Source organism: Epibacterium sp. HA2-3 (genome assembly GCF_055693725.2).
On sequence record NZ_CM172490.1, the window covers coordinates 833145 to 849210 of the forward strand.

Consider the following 16066-nt stretch of genomic DNA (forward strand, 5'->3'; position numbering starts at 1 on the left):
CCACGAAGGAGTCTGTTATGTCCAAAACATATGATCTGTCCCCTGCTGATACTTTCTCTGCGCCGCGCGTGCGGATGATGACTGCGCTGGCGGCGCTCTCTGCCTTTATGTTGGCTTTGGGGGCCAGTGCGGGCGAGGCCAAGCCCTCTCTGCGCGATGTACAAGAGATCGAAGACCCGCTTTTTGCCGTGGCGGTGGCAAGCGAAGTCGCAGAGCGCTGCGAACGCATTGCGCCGCGCACGCTCAAGGGTCTCAATCAGCTCTATCAGATCCGTGCGCGGGCCAATGCACTTGGTTACAGCGACACGGAAATCAAATCTTACATCAAGTCGGACCAGGAAAAATCTCGTATGCGGGCCAAGGGCGAGCGGCTCTTGCGTCAGAACGGGGTGAAACTGGACCAACCGGAAACATTCTGTGCTTACGGGCTTGCAGAAATTGAGAAAAACAGCGCGATCGGCGTGTTACTGAGGGCGAAATAGACCATGTCTGACCTCCGCAAGATCAACATTGACGGAACCGAGATCGAAGTCGACGGGGCGATGACCCTGATCCAGGCTTGCGAGCAGGCCGGGATCGAGATCCCGCGTTTTTGCTATCACGAACGTCTGTCGATTGCCGGCAACTGCCGTATGTGCCTCGTCGAGGTTGTGGGCGGCCCGCCGAAACCGGCAGCGTCCTGTGCGATGCAGGTCCGCGATCTGCGCCCGGGACCAGAGGGGCAGGCCCCGCAGGTGAAGACCAATTCACCGATGGTCAAAAAGGCGCGTGAAGGGGTGATGGAGTTTCTCCTGATCAACCACCCGCTCGACTGCCCGATCTGCGATCAGGGGGGCGAATGCGACCTGCAAGATCAGGCGATGGCTTACGGCGTTGATTTCTCGCGCTTCCGCGAACCCAAACGCGCGGTGGACGATCTGAACCTCGGCCCGCTTGTGGGCACCGCGATGACCCGCTGCATTTCCTGCACCCGTTGCGTACGCTTCACCACCGAGGTCGCAGGCATTTCGCAGATGGGTCAGACCGGGCGCGGCGAGGATGCGGAAATCACCTCCTACCTCAATGAGACGCTGGATTCGAACCTGCAGGGCAACATCATCGATCTTTGTCCCGTGGGCGCGCTGACCTCGAAACCTTATGCGTTTACCGCGCGTCCGTGGGAACTCACCAAGACCGAGACCATCGACGTGATGGACGCGCTCGGATCAAACATCCGCGTGGACACTAAGGGCCGCGAAGTGATGCGTATTCTGCCGCGCAACCATGATGGCGTGAACGAAGAGTGGATCTCTGACAAGACCCGTTTTGTCTGGGATGGTCTGCGCCGTCAGCGGCTTGACCGCCCCTATGTGCGCGTCGATGGCAAGCTGAAGCCTGCCACTTGGCCCGAGGCGCTGGAGGCTGTCGCCACCGCGATGAAAGGCAAAAAAGTTGCCGGTTTGATTGGCGATCTGGTTCCGGTCGAGGCAGCTTATGCGCTCAAAGGCCTGATCGAGAGCCTCGAGGGCAAGGTGGAATGCCGCACGGATAATGCGCGTTTGCCCATTGGCAACCGCGCAGGCTATGTGGGTACCGCCACGATCGAGGACATCGATACTGCCAGGGACATCATCCTGATTGGCACCAACCCTCGCGACGAGGCGCCGGTGCTGAACGCGCGCATCCGCAAGGCGTGGCTCAAGGGGGCCAATGTCAAACTCGTCGGTCCTGCCGCTGATTTGACCTATGACTATGAACATCTCGGCACTGATCGCGCGGCGCTTGATGCGCTCTCTGCGATTGAGGACGCGATTGTCATCGTGGGGCAGGGTGCCCTGCGCGAGGCCGACGGTCTGGCGGTTCTCGCCAAGGCGCAGTCTCTGGGTAAGCTCCTGGTCCTGCACACCGCCGCCGCTCGTGTGGGCGCGATGGACATTGGGGCCGTCACCGAGGGTGGCATGGCAGCAGCCATCGACGGAGCAGAGGTGATCTATAACCTCGGTGCCGACGAGGTGGAAATCGACGCGGGTGCTTTCGTGATCTATCAAGGTTCGCACGGCGACCGCGGCGCGCATCGCGCTGACGTGATCCTGCCGGGGGCAGCCTACACCGAAGAAAACGGTCTCTTTGTGAACACCGAAGGCCGTCCACAGCTCTCGATGCGGGCTGGATTTGCACCGGGGGAGGCCAAGGAAAACTGGGCCATCCTGCGGGCGCTTTCCGCAGAGCTTGATGCCAAACTGCCCTATGACAGCCTCGCGCAACTGCGAAAGGCGCTGATCAAGGACGTGCCGCATCTTGCCAAGGTGGATCAGGTGGTCGCAAATGAAGGCGAGGCTCTGCCGGTTGAAAAACTCGGTAAGGCGGATTTCCTTCCTGCGGTCAACGACTTCTACCTGACCAACCCGATTGCACGCGCATCGCAGCTGATGGCGGAGCTCTCCGCTCAGGCCAAGGCGCGCCGCGAAACGGCGCTGGCAGCTGAGTGATCCGCACGGCGCTCATATCGCTTTTGGGGCTCAGCCTCATCGCCTGCACGGATGTGACGGGTGATGAGGTAAGCCGTGCCGCGCCCGACTATCTGGGCGTGAATACCAGTCTCCTCGATGGGGATCTGGTCCAGTTCCATGTGACCATGGACCGGGTTGGGGCGCTTGAGGATCTTAATGACTATGCCGACTGCGCAGCAGCACAATATGCGCTGATCCGCGGCTATGGCTTCGCGCGTCATGTGCGCACAAAAACGAAACAAGAGGCTGGTATTTGGGAGGCCGATGCGGTCTACACCATCTCGCCCGCCTTACCGCGCGGTTTGCGCACCCTCGACGCAGAAGTCGTGGTGCAGGACTGCAAGGCAAACGGAATACCTACGGTGTGAGGACCCATGGCTGAATTCTTTAACACCCCAGGCGGCATTGCTGTCATCATCCTGGCGCAGACCCTGGCGGTTGTCGCCTTTGTGATGATCTCGCTTCTGTTCCTTGTCTACGGCGACCGCAAGATCTGGGCCGCCGTCCAGATGCGGCGTGGCCCCAACGTGGTTGGGGTCTACGGTCTCTTGCAGACCGTCGCGGATGCGCTCAAATATGTGGTGAAAGAGGTGGTCATCCCGGCCGGCTCTGACCGGACCGTATTTATTCTGGCGCCGCTCACCTCCTTTGTGCTGGCGATGATCGCCTGGGCGGTGATCCCGTTCAACGACACTTGGGTGCTTTCGGACATCAACGTCGCCATCCTGTATGTCTTCGCGGTCTCCTCGCTTGAGGTTTACGGCGTCATCATGGGCGGCTGGGCGTCGAACTCCAAGTATCCGTTCCTCGGCTCCTTGCGGTCGGCGGCGCAGATGATTTCCTACGAGGTCTCAATCGGCCTCATCATCATCGGTGTGATCCTCTCGACGGGATCCATGAACTTTGGCGACATCGTGCGCGCGCAGGACGGCAATGCTGGCCTCTTCAACTGGTACTGGCTGCCGCATTTCCCGATGGTGTTCCTGTTCTTCATTTCCTGCCTTGCGGAAACCAACCGCCCGCCGTTTGACCTTCCCGAAGCGGAGTCCGAACTGGTGGCAGGCTACCAGGTGGAGTACTCCTCGACGCCGTTCCTGTTGTTCATGGCCGGTGAATACATTGCCATCTTCCTGATGTGCGCGCTCACCTCGCTTCTGTTTTTCGGCGGCTGGCTCTCGCCGGTACCGTTCCTGCCGGACAGCCCGCTGTGGATGGTCGCAAAGATGGCGTTCTTCTTCTTCCTCTTTGCCATGGTCAAAGCCATCACCCCGCGCTACCGCTACGATCAGCTGATGCGTCTGGGCTGGAAAGTCTTCCTGCCGTTCTCGCTGATCTGGGTGGTGTTCGTGGCCTTTGCCGCACGTTTCGAATGGTTCTGGGGTGCGTTTGCACGCTGGAGCACAGGAGGCTGATATGACCCAGATCGACTACACCCGCGCTGCCAAATACTTCCTGCTGCAAGACGTGTGGCAGGGGTTCAAGCTGGGGCTGAAGTATTTCTTCGCCCCTAAGGCAACGATCAACTACCCGCATGAAAAAGGCCCGCTCAGCCCGCGTTTCCGCGGCGAGCACGCGTTGCGTCGCTATCCCAACGGCGAAGAGCGCTGCATTGCCTGCAAACTATGCGAAGCGGTATGTCCGGCACAGGCCATCACTATCGATGCCGAACCGCGTGAAGACGGCAGCCGCCGCACCACGCGCTATGACATCGACATGACCAAATGCATCTACTGCGGGTTCTGCCAGGAGGCTTGCCCGGTGGACGCCATTGTCGAGGGGCCGAATTTTGAATTCGCCACCGAGACCCGCGAGGAGCTGTTCTATGACAAGGACAAGCTGTTGGCGAATGGCGAGCGCTGGGAAGCCGAGATTGCCCGCAATCTTGAACTGGATGCGCCCTACAGATGAGCTTGAAAGCAGCACATATTATCTTAAAAGGGCTTCTATGGTTCAGTCCTTTACTAATTGCGAGGGCGTGGACCTGGTATAACGACCCTGAGAAATTTGTGCTGGAAGCGCCGATTTATGCTGTCGGCACCGGTGCCTTAGTCTGGCTCATCTTGGCTTACAACGTCATCGAAGAGTTCCAGAAACCGCGTCTCGGCTGGGCAATGGTGGTCATCGGAATTATCGCGGTGGTGTTTCCCTACGGGAGAGTTCTATGAGCGAGACGCCGAAAAACCCTTTCGAAGCCATGATGGCCCAGGCGCAGGAGATGGCGAAGGCCCTCAATCCTGCGCTAGAGAGTTTCTCTCCCAAGGGGTTCGAGGCGCTGTGGCCCACCATGCCCAAAGAGGTCATGGAGATGATGTTCGGCAACACCGTCAACAAAGACGGGCTTGATGCCAAAACCCGCCTGCTGCTGACGCTGGCGGGATTGACCATGCAGGGCGCGCAGGCCGATACGGCCGTGCGTCAGACCGTGCGCCACGCTCTTGCGGCGGGCGCAAAGAAACAAGAGATCGTTGAAACGATCGGACAGATGTCGGTCTTTGCCGGCATTCCGGCCATGACCCGCGCAATGGATTTGGCGCAGGAGGTCATGGACGACAAAGGGGACGATGAGACATGAGCGTTTTTGCCTTTTACCTCTTCGCCATCAGCGCCATCACCGGCGGGCTGTTCACAGTGATCAGCCGCCAGCCGGTGCACTCGGTGCTGTGGCTCATTTTGGCATTTCTTTCTTCTGCCGGGTTGTTCGTGCTATTGGGGGCGGAGTTCGTCGCCATGTTGCTCGTCATCGTTTACGTGGGCGCGGTCGCGGTGCTGTTCCTCTTTGTCGTGATGATGCTCGACGTGGACTTTGCCGAGCTCAAGGCCGAGATGGCCCGCTACACGCCGCTGGCCCTGTTGATCGGGCTGGTGATCCTGATGCAGTTCGTGATCGCCTATGGGTCCTGGGAGAGCGCGCATAGCGTTGCCGAGAACCTGAGCCAGCCGATCCCAACGGACCGTCACAACACCGAGGCGCTTGGCCTCATTCTTTATGACCAATATTTCCTTCTGTTCCAGCTGGCGGGTCTGATCCTTCTGGTGGCCATGATCGGTGCCATCGTTCTGACCCTGCGCCACCGCCAGGATGTGAAGCGTCAGGACGTGCTCGCCCAGATGTATCGCGATCCGGCCAAGGCAATGGAGCTCAAGGACATCAAACCGGGCCAAGGGCTTTGAAGGGGCTTTGATCAATGATCGGAATTGAACATTATCTGACCGTCGCGGCGACCTTGTTCGTCATCGGCATCTTCGGGCTTTTTCTGAACCGCAAGAACGTGATCATCCTGTTGATGAGCATCGAACTCATGCTGCTTGCGGTGAACATCAACCTTGTCGCCTTCTCGTCGTTCCTTGGGGATCTGGTGGGGCAGGTGTTCACGCTGTTCGTGCTGACCGTTGCCGCTGCTGAGGCCGCGATTGGTCTGGCGATCCTCGTCTGCTTCTTCCGCAACCGCGGCACCATCGCTGTCGAAGACATCAACGTGATGAAGGGCTAATCCAGATGGAAACCATTCTCCTCTTTGCCCCTCTGGTGGGGGCTGTGATCTGCGGCTTTGGCCATAAGATCATCGGTGAAAAAGCCGCCATGTGGACTGCCACGGGCCTCTTGTTCCTGACGGCGCTCTTGTCGTGGATCGTCTTCATCAGCTTTGACGGCGAAACCCGCATCATCGAGATCTTCCGCTGGATCGAGAGCGGTAGCCTCTCGACCTCCTGGTCGATCCGCCTGGACCGGCTGACCGCGATCATGCTGATCGTGATCACCACCGTGTCGGCACTCGTGCATCTCTATTCCTTTGGTTACATGGATCACGACCCGCAGTGGAAAGAGGGCGAGAGCTACAAGCCACGTTTCTTTGCGTATCTGTCGTTCTTTACCTTCGCCATGCTGATGCTGGTCACATCTGACAACCTCGTGCAGATGTTCTTCGGCTGGGAAGGCGTGGGCGTCGCGTCTTACCTGCTGATTGGTTTCTACTACCGCAAGCCCTCTGCCGGCGCGGCGGCGATGAAAGCATTCATCGTCAACCGTGTGGGCGACTTTGGGTTCTCGCTCGGGATCTTTGCGCTGTTCTTCCTCACCGACAGCATCAACCTCGGTACCATCTTTGCGGCAACGCCGGATCTGGCCGAGATGTCCGTGTCCTTCCTCTGGACAGAGTGGAATGCGGCCAATCTGATTGCCTTCCTGCTGTTTGTTGGCGCGATGGGCAAATCGGCGCAGCTGATCCTGCACACCTGGCTGCCGGACGCGATGGAGGGCCCGACACCGGTTTCGGCACTTATTCACGCGGCAACCATGGTGACGGCGGGCGTGTTCCTTGTGTGCCGCATGTCGCCACTGATGGAAGTGGCTCCCGAAGCGACTGCCTTTATCACCGTGCTCGGTGCGACCACCGCCTTCTTTGCTGCAACCGTGGGTCTGGTTCAGACCGACATCAAGCGCGTGATTGCCTATTCGACCTGTTCGCAGCTTGGGTACATGTTTGTCGCCGCAGGTGTGGGCATGTACTCGGCCGCGATGTTCCACCTGTTCACACACGCCTTCTTTAAGGCGATGCTGTTCCTTGGCGCGGGTTCCGTGATCCACGCCATGCATCACGAGCAGGACATGATGAACTATGGTGGCCTGCGCAAAAAGATCCCCTATACCTTCTGGGCGATGATGATCGGCACGCTCGCCATCACCGGCGTTGGTGTCCCGGTCTGGATCATGAAGCTGGGCGAAATTCCGATCGGCTTTGCGGGCTTCCATTCCAAGGACGCCATCGTCGAGAGCGCTTATGCCGCCGGGTCGGCCTATGGGTTCTGGATGCTGGTGATCGCCGCCCTGTTCACAAGCTTCTATAGCTGGCGCCTGATGTTCCTGACGTTTTATGGCAAGCCGCGCGGAGACAAGCATACCCACGAGCATGCACACGAGAGCCCGATGGTCATGCTGATCCCGCTAGGCGTCTTGGCGCTGGGGGCGATCTTTGCCGGGATGCTGTGGTACAAATCCTTCTTCGGCCACACCGACCAGGTCGCGAAATTCTACGGCGTGCCTTATGCAGAGGCCTCTGCAGAGGCGCATGGCGATGACCACGCGTCCGACGACCACGGCGCTGACGCATCCCATGGCGGCGGTGATAAAGAGGCAGAGCACCACTATGTCTTTGCCGGGGAGCCGGGCGAGGGTGCGCTGTACATGGCGCCCGACAATACGCTTTTGGATGACGCGCATAAGGTTCCGTATTGGGTGAAAACCTCGCCCTTCATGGCGATGCTTGTCGGGTTCCTCGTGGCCTATTGGTTCTACATCGTGAACCCGGAGCTGCCCAAGCGCCTGTCGCAGCAGCAGCGCCCGCTCTACCTGTTCCTCAAGAACAAGTGGTATTTTGACGAGCTTTACAACGTGGTCTTTGTCAAACCCGCTCTGGCGCTTGGCCGCTTCTTCTGGAAGAAGGGCGACGGAAAGACCATTGATGGCTTCCTCAACGGCGTGGCGATGGGGATTGTGCCCTTCTTCACTCGTCTCGCTGGCCGGGCCCAGTCCGGTTACATCTTCACTTATGCCTTCTGGATGGTGCTCGGGATCGCAGCCCTTGTCACCTGGATGTCGATCGGCGGAGGATCGCACTGATGGACAATATTCTCTCCATCGTAACCTTCATTCCCGCACTGGCGGCCGCCGTGATGGCGCTGTTGATGCGCGGAGACGACGAGGCCGCACAGCGCAACGCGAAATATGTTGCGCTGATGGCCACCTCGATCACCTTTATCGTCTCGCTGTTCATCTATTTTCAGTTCGATCCCTCCGACACGGGCTTTCAGTTCGTTGAGGAACGGGACTGGATCTTCGGGCTGAAGTACAAGATGGGCGTCGACGGCATCTCTGTTCTGTTCGTGATGCTGACGACATTTGTGATGCCGCTGACGATCCTCGCCAGCTGGTCCGTGACCAACCGCGTCAAGGAATACATGATCGCCTTCCTGGTGCTTGAGACGCTGATGCTCGGCGTGTTCATGGCGCTCGACATGGTGCTCTTTTACCTGTTCTTCGAGGCTGGCCTCATCCCAATGTTCCTCATCATCGGCATCTGGGGCGGCAAGGACCGCATCTACGCGTCGTTCAAATTCTTCCTCTACACCTTCTTTGGCTCGGTGCTGATGCTGGTGGCGATGGTGGCCATGTATTTCGATGCGGGTACCACCGATATTGTGAAGCTTCTTAGCCATGAGTTCTCCTACGCCAGCTTTGACCTCCTCGGGATTCACGTGCTGGGCGGCATGCAGACCCTGCTGTTCCTCGCCTTCTTCGCCTCATTCGCGGTGAAGATGCCAATGTGGCCGGTTCACACTTGGTTGCCGGATGCGCACGTTCAGGCGCCGACGGCGGGCTCCGTGGTACTGGCGGCAATCCTGCTGAAGATGGGCGGCTACGGCTTCCTGCGTTTCAGCCTGCCGATGTTCCCCGTGGGCTCAGAGGTGATGACCGATGTGATCCTCTGGATGTCGGCGATTGCGATTGTCTACACCTCGCTTGTGGCGATGGTGCAGGAAGACATGAAAAAGCTGATCGCGTATTCTTCGGTCGCCCATATGGGCTTTGTGACCATGGGTATCTTTGCGGCGAACCAGCAGGGTGTGGATGGTGCGATTTTCCAGATGCTCAGCCACGGCTTCATCTCGGCGGCGCTCTTCCTCTGCGTGGGCGTGATCTATGATCGCATGCACACCCGCGACATCGACGCTTACGGTGGCCTTGTGGTCCGGATGCCAGCCTACGCGCTTGTGTTCATGTTCTTCACCATGGGCAACGTCGGTCTGCCCGGCACCTCCGGCTTTGTCGGCGAATTTCTGACCTTGATGGGCGCCTTCCAGGAGAACACCTGGGTTGCGTTTGTGGCCACCACCGGTGTGATCTTCTCGGCGTGTTACGCGCTCTGGCTCTATCGTCGGGTGGTTTTTGGCGACCTGATCAAAGAGAGCCTGAAGGCAATCAAGGACATGAACGCCCGCGAGAAATGGATCTTTGCGCCGCTCATCGTCATGACGCTCCTTCTGGGTGTCTATCCTTCTGTTGTCACTGACGTGATCGGTCCCTCGACCGAAGCGCTGGTGCAATCCGTCAACACGGCCGTTGCCGACGCGGGGCCCCTCTGGGATGCCGCCGAGGTCGATGTCGCCGCCACCAATTCCCACTAAGGAGCTGATGAGATGCAAGCTGATCTCTCCGTGATCCTGCCCGAGATCATCCTCGCCGTCTTCTCGATGGCGGCGTTGCTCGGAGCTGTCTACACCGTCAAGGACAAGCTGGCGCCGATGCTCGTGTGGGTAACCGCCGCGCTGATGGTGGTGCTGGGTATCTGGATCGGAACCTCCGGTTCCGGCGCTACCGAGGCGTTCGACGGCATGATCGTCAACGATGCCTTTGCGCGCTTTGCCAAGGTCGCGATCCTCTTTTCTGCCGCCGCTGTCATGGTGATGGGGCAGGACTACATGTCCAAACGCGGCATGCTGCGGTTCGAATATCCGATCCTGATCGCGCTTTCTGTCATTGGTATGATGGTGATGGTCTCTGCCGGCGACCTGATGGCGCTTTACATGGGGCTGGAGCTACAATCGCTCGCGCTTTATGTGGTGGCTGCGCTGCGTCGTGACAGCGTCAAATCCACCGAGGCGGGCCTCAAGTATTTCGTGCTTGGCGCGCTCTCCTCCGGTCTGCTGCTCTACGGCGCGTCGCTGGTCTATGGCTTTGCGGGCACCACCAAATTTGCCGGTATCATCGAGGTTGCCCAACATGGTGAGGTCTCCATTGGCCTCTTGTTCGGCATCGTCTTCCTGATCTCGGGCATGGCGTTCAAAGTCTCTGCGGTTCCGTTTCACATGTGGACCCCGGATGTCTACGAGGGCGCGCCGACGCCGATCACAGCGTTCTTTGCCTCCGCGCCCAAAGTCGCCGCGATGGGTCTCTTTGCCCGCGTGCTGCACGACGCCTTTGGCCATGCGATCGAGGACTGGAGCCAGGTTGTCGCACTCTTGTCGGTGCTGTCGATGTTCCTTGGCGCAGTTGCGGCGATTGGGCAGACCGACCTCAAGCGTCTGATGGCCTATTCGTCGATTGCACATATGGGCTATGCGCTCATCGGTCTGGCCGCAGGCACGGCGCTGGGTGTGCAGGCGCTTCTCATCTACATGTCGATTTATGTGGCGATGAACATCGGTACCTTTGCGTTCATCATGATGCTGCACCGCGACGGCAAGCCGGTCACCGACATTCGCGCCTTGAACCAATACGCCAAACGCGAACCTGGTCGTGCGCTTGGGATGCTGGTGCTGTTGTTCTCGCTTGCGGGCGTGCCGCCGATGCTTGGCTTCTTTGGCAAGTTCTTCGTGCTGCGCGCAGCAGTCGAGGCCGACATGGCCTGGCTTGCAATTGCGGGCGTGATCGCCTCGGTCATTGGGGCCTATTACTACCTGCGGATCGTCTTCTTCATGTACTTCGGTGCCGAAGGGGACGATGTGGAGACTTCGCGCTCGCCTGTCTTGCTCGCCTTCTTCACGGTTGGGGCGGCTTTGATGCTGGTCGGTGTTGTAACCACCTTTGGTGTCGAGGGGGCCGCGGCCTCGGCGGCGGCCATGCTGGTCAACTGATGCGCTGCATCACGTTTTTGCACAAAGGCCCGGTCCAACGCGACCGGGCCTTTTGCCTTTTGCGAAACCGGGTGCTAAAGGGGCGCGCATGACAGATTGGCCAATCGGATACGGGCGCCGGGTGCTGGCCGAAGTTGACAGCACCTTGGATGAAGCGGCCCGCCTCGCGCCCGCACTGAGCGGGCCAGAGTGGATCCTTGCCCTGCGCCAGACCAAGGGGCGTGGGCGGCGGGGCCGTGCCTGGACCGACCCTAAGGGGAACTTTGCAGGCACGCTGGTCTATCGCCCGGAAGGCGCACCCGACCAGATCGCGCTACGCAGTTTTGTGGCGGCTCTGGCGCTCTATGACGCCGTAGAGACCGTCACCGGCCGCACCACTGGGCTTGCGCTCAAATGGCCCAATGACGTGCTGCTCAATGGCGGCAAGCTTGCGGGCATCCTCCTTGAGAGCTCAGGTGTGAAATCCGGTGTGGATCACCTCGCCATCGGGATCGGGGTCAATCTGGCCGAGACGCCGATGAAGGAATGGCTGGAACCCGGTGCGGTCTGGCCCGTGTCTCTACAATCCGAGACCGGCGTTCGCGTCGACCCGGAGACGTTTCTGTCGGCGCTTGCTCTTGCATTTGCCCGCTATGAGGATCAGTTCACCACATATGGGTTCGGACCGATCCGGGAGCTGTGGCTTTCGCGCGCGGCCAAGCTGGGCGAGGTCATCACCGCACGCACCGCGCGCGAGGAAACCTCGGGCACATTTGAAACCATCGACGACGCGGGCAACCTCGTTCTCAAGACCGCAAAGGGGATCGTCACCATCCCCGCAGCGGACATCTTTTTCTGACGGAGGCGGGGTATATGCTTCTCGCGGTTGATTGCGGAAATACAAATACGGTTTTTGCGCTCTGGGATGGCGATCAGATGATCGGCCACTGGCGCACGTCGACCGAATGGCAGCGCACGGCGGATCAGTATTATGTCTGGCTCTCCACCTTGATGAACCTGCAGGGCATCAAGGCGCAGATCACGGATATGATTATCTCGTCGACCGTGCCGCGTGTCGTGTTCAACCTGCGCGTTCTGTCGGACCGCTACTTCAACACCCGCCCGCTGGTGGTGGGCAAACCTGAATGCGCGCTTCCGGTGGATGTGCGCGTCGACGAAGGTACCACCGTCGGCCCGGACCGGCTGGTCAATACGGTCGCGGGGTATGAAAAATATGGCGGTGATCTGATCGTCGTCGATTTTGGAACCGCAACTACATTCGACGTGGTGGCCGCCGACGGCGCCTATGTGGGCGGAGTCATCGCGCCGGGGGTGAACCTCAGCCTGGAGGCGTTGCACCATGCCGCCGCCGCGCTGCCACACGTCGACATTTCGAAACCACAGAATGTCATCGGCACCAACACGGTGGCCTGCATGCAGTCTGGCGTCTTCTGGGGCTATGTCGGCCTCGTGCGCGAGATCTGCGATCGCATCAAGGCCGAATCCGGTGTGCCGATGAAAGTCATATCAACCGGCGGGCTGGCGCCGCTCTTCCAGCAGACAGCAGATCTATTTGACGCATATGAGGATGACCTGACCATGCAAGGTCTGAGGCGCATCCACGAGCATAACAAGGATATCGGTAATCACGCATGAGCAGTGAAAGACTAATCTATTTGCCCCTCGGCGGGGCAGGCGAAATCGGCATGAACGCCTACGTCTACGGCTATGGTGCGCCGGGCAAGGAACGGCTGATCCTGGTGGATCTGGGCGTGGCCTTTCCCGACATGGACACCACCCCCGGCGTGGACCTGATCATGCCCGACATCAGCTGGCTGGCGGAACGCGCCGATCAGCTGGAGGGGATTTTCATCACCCACGCCCACGAGGATCACATCGGTGCGGTGGCGCATCTCTATAGCCGCCTCAATGTGCCGGTCTATGCGCGCGCTTTCACCGCCAATATCGCCCGTCGCAAGATGGAAGAGCAGGGTCATGACCCCGACGCCGTGGTGACGATCTCGCCCTGGCCCGAAGTCACAAAGCTCGGCCCCTTCACCATCGGCGCGGTGCCGATCTCGCACTCGATCCCGGAGTCGGGGGGGCTGGTGATCGACAGCCCGGCAGGCCGGGTGATCCATACCGGCGATTTCAAACTGGACGCCAACCCCATCGTGGGCGAAGCCTTTGATCCCGACCTCTGGGCCGAGATTTCCAAAGATGGCGTGCAGGCACTGGTGTGCGATTCCACCAATGTGTTCTCGCCGCATGCGGGCCGCTCCGAAAGTGAGCTCGGCGACAATATTACCAAGCTGATCGCAGAGGCCTCTGGCATGGTGGCGGCAACGACCTTTGCCTCCAACGTGGCGCGCGTCAAAACGCTGGCGCAGGCTGGCGAACGGGCTGGGCGCTCGATTGTGCTTTTGGGGCGGGCCATGCGTCGCATGATCGAAGCCTCGATCGAGACAGGTGTTCTGAGCGATTTTCCAAAGGTGATCCAGCCCGAGGAAGCGGCAGATATTCCGCGTGAAAACCTCATGCTGATCACCACCGGATCGCAGGGCGAACGTCGCGCCGCGACTGCGCAGCTGGCCCGTGGCAAGTATCGCGGCATGGAGCTCAAGGAGGGAGATCTGTTCCTGTTCTCCTCCAAGACCATTCCCGGCAATGAAAAAGGCGTGATCTGGATCATCAACCAGTTCTCCGAGAAGGGCGTTGATGTGGTGGATGACAGCTCTGGTCTCTATCACGTTTCTGGTCACGCAAACCGCCCCGACCTTGAGCAGATGCATGACATCGTGAAGCCCAAGATCCTGATCCCGATGCACGGCGAACACCGCCACCTGCGCCAGCATGCGCGCCTCGGCGAAGAAAAGGGCATCGCCTCCGCGATTGCGGTCAATGGTATGATGATGGATCTCACCGGCGACGCACCCAAGGTGGCCGACTACATCGACACTGGCCGCACCTATCTGGATGGTTCGGTCAAGATCGGTGCCATGGACGGCATCGTGCGCGACCGTATTCGTATGGCGCTCAATGGTCATGTGGTGATCACGGCCATTCTTGATGAAGAGGATGAACCGCTGGGCGAACCTTGGGTGGACCTTAAGGGCCTCGCCGAGACCGGTCAGTCCAATGCCGCGCTCGCCGAGATCATGGAAGAGGATCTAAACCAGTTCCTGATGCGTGCGGGCAAGAAGACCCTCAAGGATGACGACAAGCTGGAGCAGGAACTGAAGCGCATTGCGCGTCAGACGTCGCAATCCGAGATCGGCAAGAAACCTGAGGTGACCGTGATCGTCAGCCGGATGCGCTGATCGTGGGAGAGGGGGCGCTGCCCCCTCGTGCCCCTTCGGGTCACTTCACCCCTGAGATATTTTTGAGAAGATGAAGGGCGAGGCGCTTTGTGCCTCCTGTCACCCAAACTGGGTGGGAGGCGTGTTGCACTCGATGCTGCTATTTATGCAGGGCGCGCGTGATGGGATGTACGAGGTCCGGTCAGAGGCCCACGTATTTGATCGATAGGTGGGGCGCGACCGCAAACAAGGCCTGCGCGACCTCGTTTGCGACGGACTCATTTTATGGGGGATCAGCTTGCGGCGAGGGCCGCAATGATGGGGCCGAAGTCCGCAGCCTTTAGGCTGGCGCCACCCACAAGCGCGCCATCGACGTTGGAAACCCCAAAGATCTCGGCTGCATTGCCTGGTTTCACGGAACCACCATAGAGCAGTGGCAGGTCCTTGCCCGCTGCACCAAAGCGCGCCACCAGATCTGCACGCAGAGCGTCATGCACCTCAGCGATCTGATCGAGCGTGGGAACCTTGCCTGTGCCGATGGCCCAGACGGGTTCATAGGCGACAACTGTGTTCTCCGCCGTGACACCATCGGGCACTGAGCCCGCGAGCTGCGCGCCAACCACCTCTAGGGTGGTGCCAGCCTCGCGCTCCTCGAGCGTTTCACCGATGCAAACCACGGCCACAAGGCCCGCAGCCTGAGCGGCCTCGGTCTTGGCGCGCACATCCGCGTCTCCTTCGCCGTGATCGGCGCGGCGTTCCGAGTGGCCAAGGATCACATAGGTTGCCCCCGCATCCCGAAGCATGTCAGCGCTCAGATCGCCAGTATGTGCGCCGGACGTCTTTGCGTGGCAATCCTGCCCGCCAATTGCGATGTCACCGGCACGGTCGGCCGCGCGCGAGATGAGCGTTGCGGGCGGGCAGATCAGCACATCGACGCCCTCCGGCAGATCACCCTGTGCAAGGTTTTCAAGTTCGGCGAGGTGCTCGCCGGTGCCGTTCATTTTCCAGTTGCCTGCCGCGAGTTTGCGCGCCATGTCGCCCCCCAAATCCTGTTCTGATCAAGTGTCTCCACAGGTGGTAGCACCGGGGCGCGAGGCGAGCAATCACCGCCACACGCGACATTAAAAAAGGGCGGCGCGAAGCCACCCTATTTTGGGGTCTCGTCAGAATAAGGGGCAGTATTATTCGCCGACCTTGAAACTGATCGACTCGCCGCAGCCACAGGCTTCGGCCACATTGGGGTTGTTGAACTTGAAACTCGACTCAAGAAGCGTCGTCTCATAGTCGATTTCGGTGCCAAAGAGGAACATCTGGGCCATCGGGGCGATCAGCACCCGCGCGCCGTCCTGCTCCACCACCTCATCGTTCGGATCGGCGACGTCGACATATTCCATTGTGTATTCCATGCCCGCACAGCCGCCTTTCTTGACGCCGATCCGCAGACCGGCATGGCCTGCGTTCTCCATCAGCTTGGAGATCTGCGCGGCGGCGCGGGGGGTCATGGTGACAGCTTGCTTGCCGGGAATGGCGAACATGGGTGTGCTCCGTTGTGTGTTGCCCTGTAACCTAGGTGGGGTGGCGCAGCCCATCAAGGGGCACGGATGTCAGGGAAAGGCAACAGTCTCATATCATGATCTCAGATCACGATCCTGCGAGCGCAGGTCATGG

Annotated in this window: 17 protein-coding genes; 15 read left to right on the forward strand and 2 right to left on the reverse strand. The window is 59.7% G+C overall.

Features of this window, described 5'->3' with window-relative positions; translation table 11 throughout:
* Nucleotides 1–17 precede the first annotated feature (17 nt).
* From ACZ1HH_RS03900 to ACZ1HH_RS03970, 15 genes are all read left to right on the forward strand, one after another.
* Complete coding sequence (locus tag ACZ1HH_RS03900; protein ID WP_416368114.1) at nucleotides 18–482, forward strand: DUF5333 domain-containing protein; 465 nt, start codon at nucleotides 18–20, stop codon at nucleotides 480–482.
* A 3-nt stretch (nucleotides 483–485) separates the two neighbouring features.
* Entirely contained in the window at nucleotides 486–2468 is a 1983-nt protein-coding gene (nuoG, locus tag ACZ1HH_RS03905; protein ID WP_487320387.1) for an NADH-quinone oxidoreductase subunit NuoG, read from the forward strand.
* Nucleotides 2465–2857, forward strand: coding sequence for a hypothetical protein (locus ACZ1HH_RS03910; RefSeq protein WP_416368116.1), 393 nt, complete (start codon nucleotides 2465–2467; stop codon nucleotides 2855–2857). Before nuoG ends, ACZ1HH_RS03910 begins: the two co-directional genes overlap by 4 nt.
* A gap of 6 nt (nucleotides 2858–2863) precedes the next feature.
* Entirely contained in the window at nucleotides 2864–3901 is a 1038-nt protein-coding gene (gene nuoH / locus ACZ1HH_RS03915; protein WP_416368117.1) for an NADH-quinone oxidoreductase subunit NuoH, read from the forward strand.
* A gap of 1 nt (nucleotide 3902) precedes the next feature.
* Nucleotides 3903–4397 (forward strand): NADH-quinone oxidoreductase subunit NuoI, encoded by a 495-nt coding sequence (gene nuoI, locus ACZ1HH_RS03920; RefSeq protein ID WP_011538099.1) that lies wholly within the window; start codon nucleotides 3903–3905, stop codon nucleotides 4395–4397.
* Nucleotides 4394–4654, forward strand: coding sequence for a hypothetical protein (locus ACZ1HH_RS03925; protein ID WP_472635923.1), 261 nt, complete (start codon nucleotides 4394–4396; stop codon nucleotides 4652–4654). The genes nuoI and ACZ1HH_RS03925 overlap by 4 nt, the downstream gene beginning before the upstream one ends.
* Nucleotides 4651–5061 (forward strand): carboxymuconolactone decarboxylase family protein, encoded by a 411-nt coding sequence (locus ACZ1HH_RS03930; protein ID WP_005624621.1) that lies wholly within the window; start codon nucleotides 4651–4653, stop codon nucleotides 5059–5061. Before ACZ1HH_RS03925 ends, ACZ1HH_RS03930 begins: the two co-directional genes overlap by 4 nt.
* Nucleotides 5058–5660 carry an NADH-quinone oxidoreductase subunit J gene (locus ACZ1HH_RS03935; protein ID WP_011538101.1) on the forward strand — a complete coding sequence of 201 codons (603 nt, stop codon included), beginning with the start codon at nucleotides 5058–5060 and terminating at the stop codon, nucleotides 5658–5660. The genes ACZ1HH_RS03930 and ACZ1HH_RS03935 overlap by 4 nt, the downstream gene beginning before the upstream one ends.
* A gap of 14 nt (nucleotides 5661–5674) precedes the next feature.
* A complete protein-coding gene (nuoK, locus tag ACZ1HH_RS03940; RefSeq protein ID WP_011538102.1) occupies nucleotides 5675–5980 on the forward strand; it encodes an NADH-quinone oxidoreductase subunit NuoK in 306 nt (101 codons plus the stop codon).
* 5 nt (nucleotides 5981–5985) lie between these two features.
* Complete coding sequence (nuoL, locus tag ACZ1HH_RS03945; RefSeq protein ID WP_472635924.1) at nucleotides 5986–8106, forward strand: NADH-quinone oxidoreductase subunit L; 2121 nt, start codon at nucleotides 5986–5988, stop codon at nucleotides 8104–8106.
* Complete coding sequence (locus ACZ1HH_RS03950; protein ID WP_472635925.1) at nucleotides 8106–9671, forward strand: NADH-quinone oxidoreductase subunit M; 1566 nt, start codon at nucleotides 8106–8108, stop codon at nucleotides 9669–9671. The genes nuoL and ACZ1HH_RS03950 overlap by 1 nt, the downstream gene beginning before the upstream one ends.
* Nucleotides 9672–9683: 12 nt before the next feature.
* A complete protein-coding gene (gene nuoN, locus ACZ1HH_RS03955; protein WP_011538105.1) occupies nucleotides 9684–11120 on the forward strand; it encodes an NADH-quinone oxidoreductase subunit NuoN in 1437 nt (478 codons plus the stop codon).
* Nucleotides 11121–11208: 88 nt separating this feature from the next.
* The gene (locus ACZ1HH_RS03960) at nucleotides 11209–11958 is read left to right on the forward strand and encodes a biotin--[acetyl-CoA-carboxylase] ligase (protein WP_011538106.1); all 750 of its coding nucleotides are present in this window, start codon (nucleotides 11209–11211) and stop codon (nucleotides 11956–11958) included.
* Between the two features lie 14 nt (nucleotides 11959–11972).
* Nucleotides 11973–12755, forward strand: a complete 783-nt coding sequence (locus ACZ1HH_RS03965; protein WP_011538107.1) for a type III pantothenate kinase — start codon at nucleotides 11973–11975, stop codon at nucleotides 12753–12755.
* Nucleotides 12752–14419 (forward strand): ribonuclease J, encoded by a 1668-nt coding sequence (locus tag ACZ1HH_RS03970; protein WP_487320388.1) that lies wholly within the window; start codon nucleotides 12752–12754, stop codon nucleotides 14417–14419. The genes ACZ1HH_RS03965 and ACZ1HH_RS03970 overlap by 4 nt, the downstream gene beginning before the upstream one ends.
* 272 nt (nucleotides 14420–14691) lie before the next feature.
* Here the strand turns inward: ACZ1HH_RS03970 and tpiA are convergent, their stop codons facing one another.
* Nucleotides 14692–15432: a triose-phosphate isomerase gene (tpiA, locus tag ACZ1HH_RS03975; RefSeq protein ID WP_472635926.1), complete on the reverse strand. Its 741-nt coding sequence runs from the start codon at nucleotides 15430–15432 to the stop codon at nucleotides 14692–14694.
* 147 nt (nucleotides 15433–15579) lie between these two features.
* Nucleotides 15580–15933, reverse strand: coding sequence for a HesB/IscA family protein (locus ACZ1HH_RS03980; protein WP_011538110.1), 354 nt, complete (start codon nucleotides 15931–15933; stop codon nucleotides 15580–15582).
* Nucleotides 15934–16066: the final 133 nt, after the last annotated feature.

Bases quoted from the DNA above. Each gene is read 5' to 3' on its own strand.
- ACZ1HH_RS03900 (WP_416368114.1), top strand. From the start codon at position 18: ATGTCCAAAACATATGATCTGTCCCCTGCTGATACTTTCTCTGCGCCG.
- nuoG (WP_487320387.1), top strand. From the start codon at position 486: ATGTCTGACCTCCGCAAGATCAACATTGACGGAACCGAGATCGAAGTC.
- nuoH (WP_416368117.1), top strand. From the start codon at position 2,864: ATGGCTGAATTCTTTAACACCCCAGGCGGCATTGCTGTCATCATCCTG.
- nuoI (WP_011538099.1), top strand. From the start codon at position 3,903: ATGACCCAGATCGACTACACCCGCGCTGCCAAATACTTCCTGCTGCAA.
- ACZ1HH_RS03925 (WP_472635923.1), top strand. From the start codon at position 4,394: ATGAGCTTGAAAGCAGCACATATTATCTTAAAAGGGCTTCTATGGTTC.
- ACZ1HH_RS03930 (WP_005624621.1), top strand. From the start codon at position 4,651: ATGAGCGAGACGCCGAAAAACCCTTTCGAAGCCATGATGGCCCAGGCG.
- ACZ1HH_RS03935 (WP_011538101.1), top strand. From the start codon at position 5,058: ATGAGCGTTTTTGCCTTTTACCTCTTCGCCATCAGCGCCATCACCGGC.
- nuoK (WP_011538102.1), top strand. From the start codon at position 5,675: ATGATCGGAATTGAACATTATCTGACCGTCGCGGCGACCTTGTTCGTC.
- nuoL (WP_472635924.1), top strand. From the start codon at position 5,986: ATGGAAACCATTCTCCTCTTTGCCCCTCTGGTGGGGGCTGTGATCTGC.
- ACZ1HH_RS03950 (WP_472635925.1), top strand. From the start codon at position 8,106: ATGGACAATATTCTCTCCATCGTAACCTTCATTCCCGCACTGGCGGCC.
- nuoN (WP_011538105.1), top strand. From the start codon at position 9,684: ATGCAAGCTGATCTCTCCGTGATCCTGCCCGAGATCATCCTCGCCGTC.
- ACZ1HH_RS03960 (WP_011538106.1), top strand. From the start codon at position 11,209: ATGACAGATTGGCCAATCGGATACGGGCGCCGGGTGCTGGCCGAAGTT.
- ACZ1HH_RS03965 (WP_011538107.1), top strand. From the start codon at position 11,973: ATGCTTCTCGCGGTTGATTGCGGAAATACAAATACGGTTTTTGCGCTC.
- ACZ1HH_RS03970 (WP_487320388.1), top strand. From the start codon at position 12,752: ATGAGCAGTGAAAGACTAATCTATTTGCCCCTCGGCGGGGCAGGCGAA.
- tpiA (WP_472635926.1), bottom strand. From the start codon at position 15,432: ATGGCGCGCAAACTCGCGGCAGGCAACTGGAAAATGAACGGCACCGGC.
- ACZ1HH_RS03980 (WP_011538110.1), bottom strand. From the start codon at position 15,933: ATGTTCGCCATTCCCGGCAAGCAAGCTGTCACCATGACCCCCCGCGCC.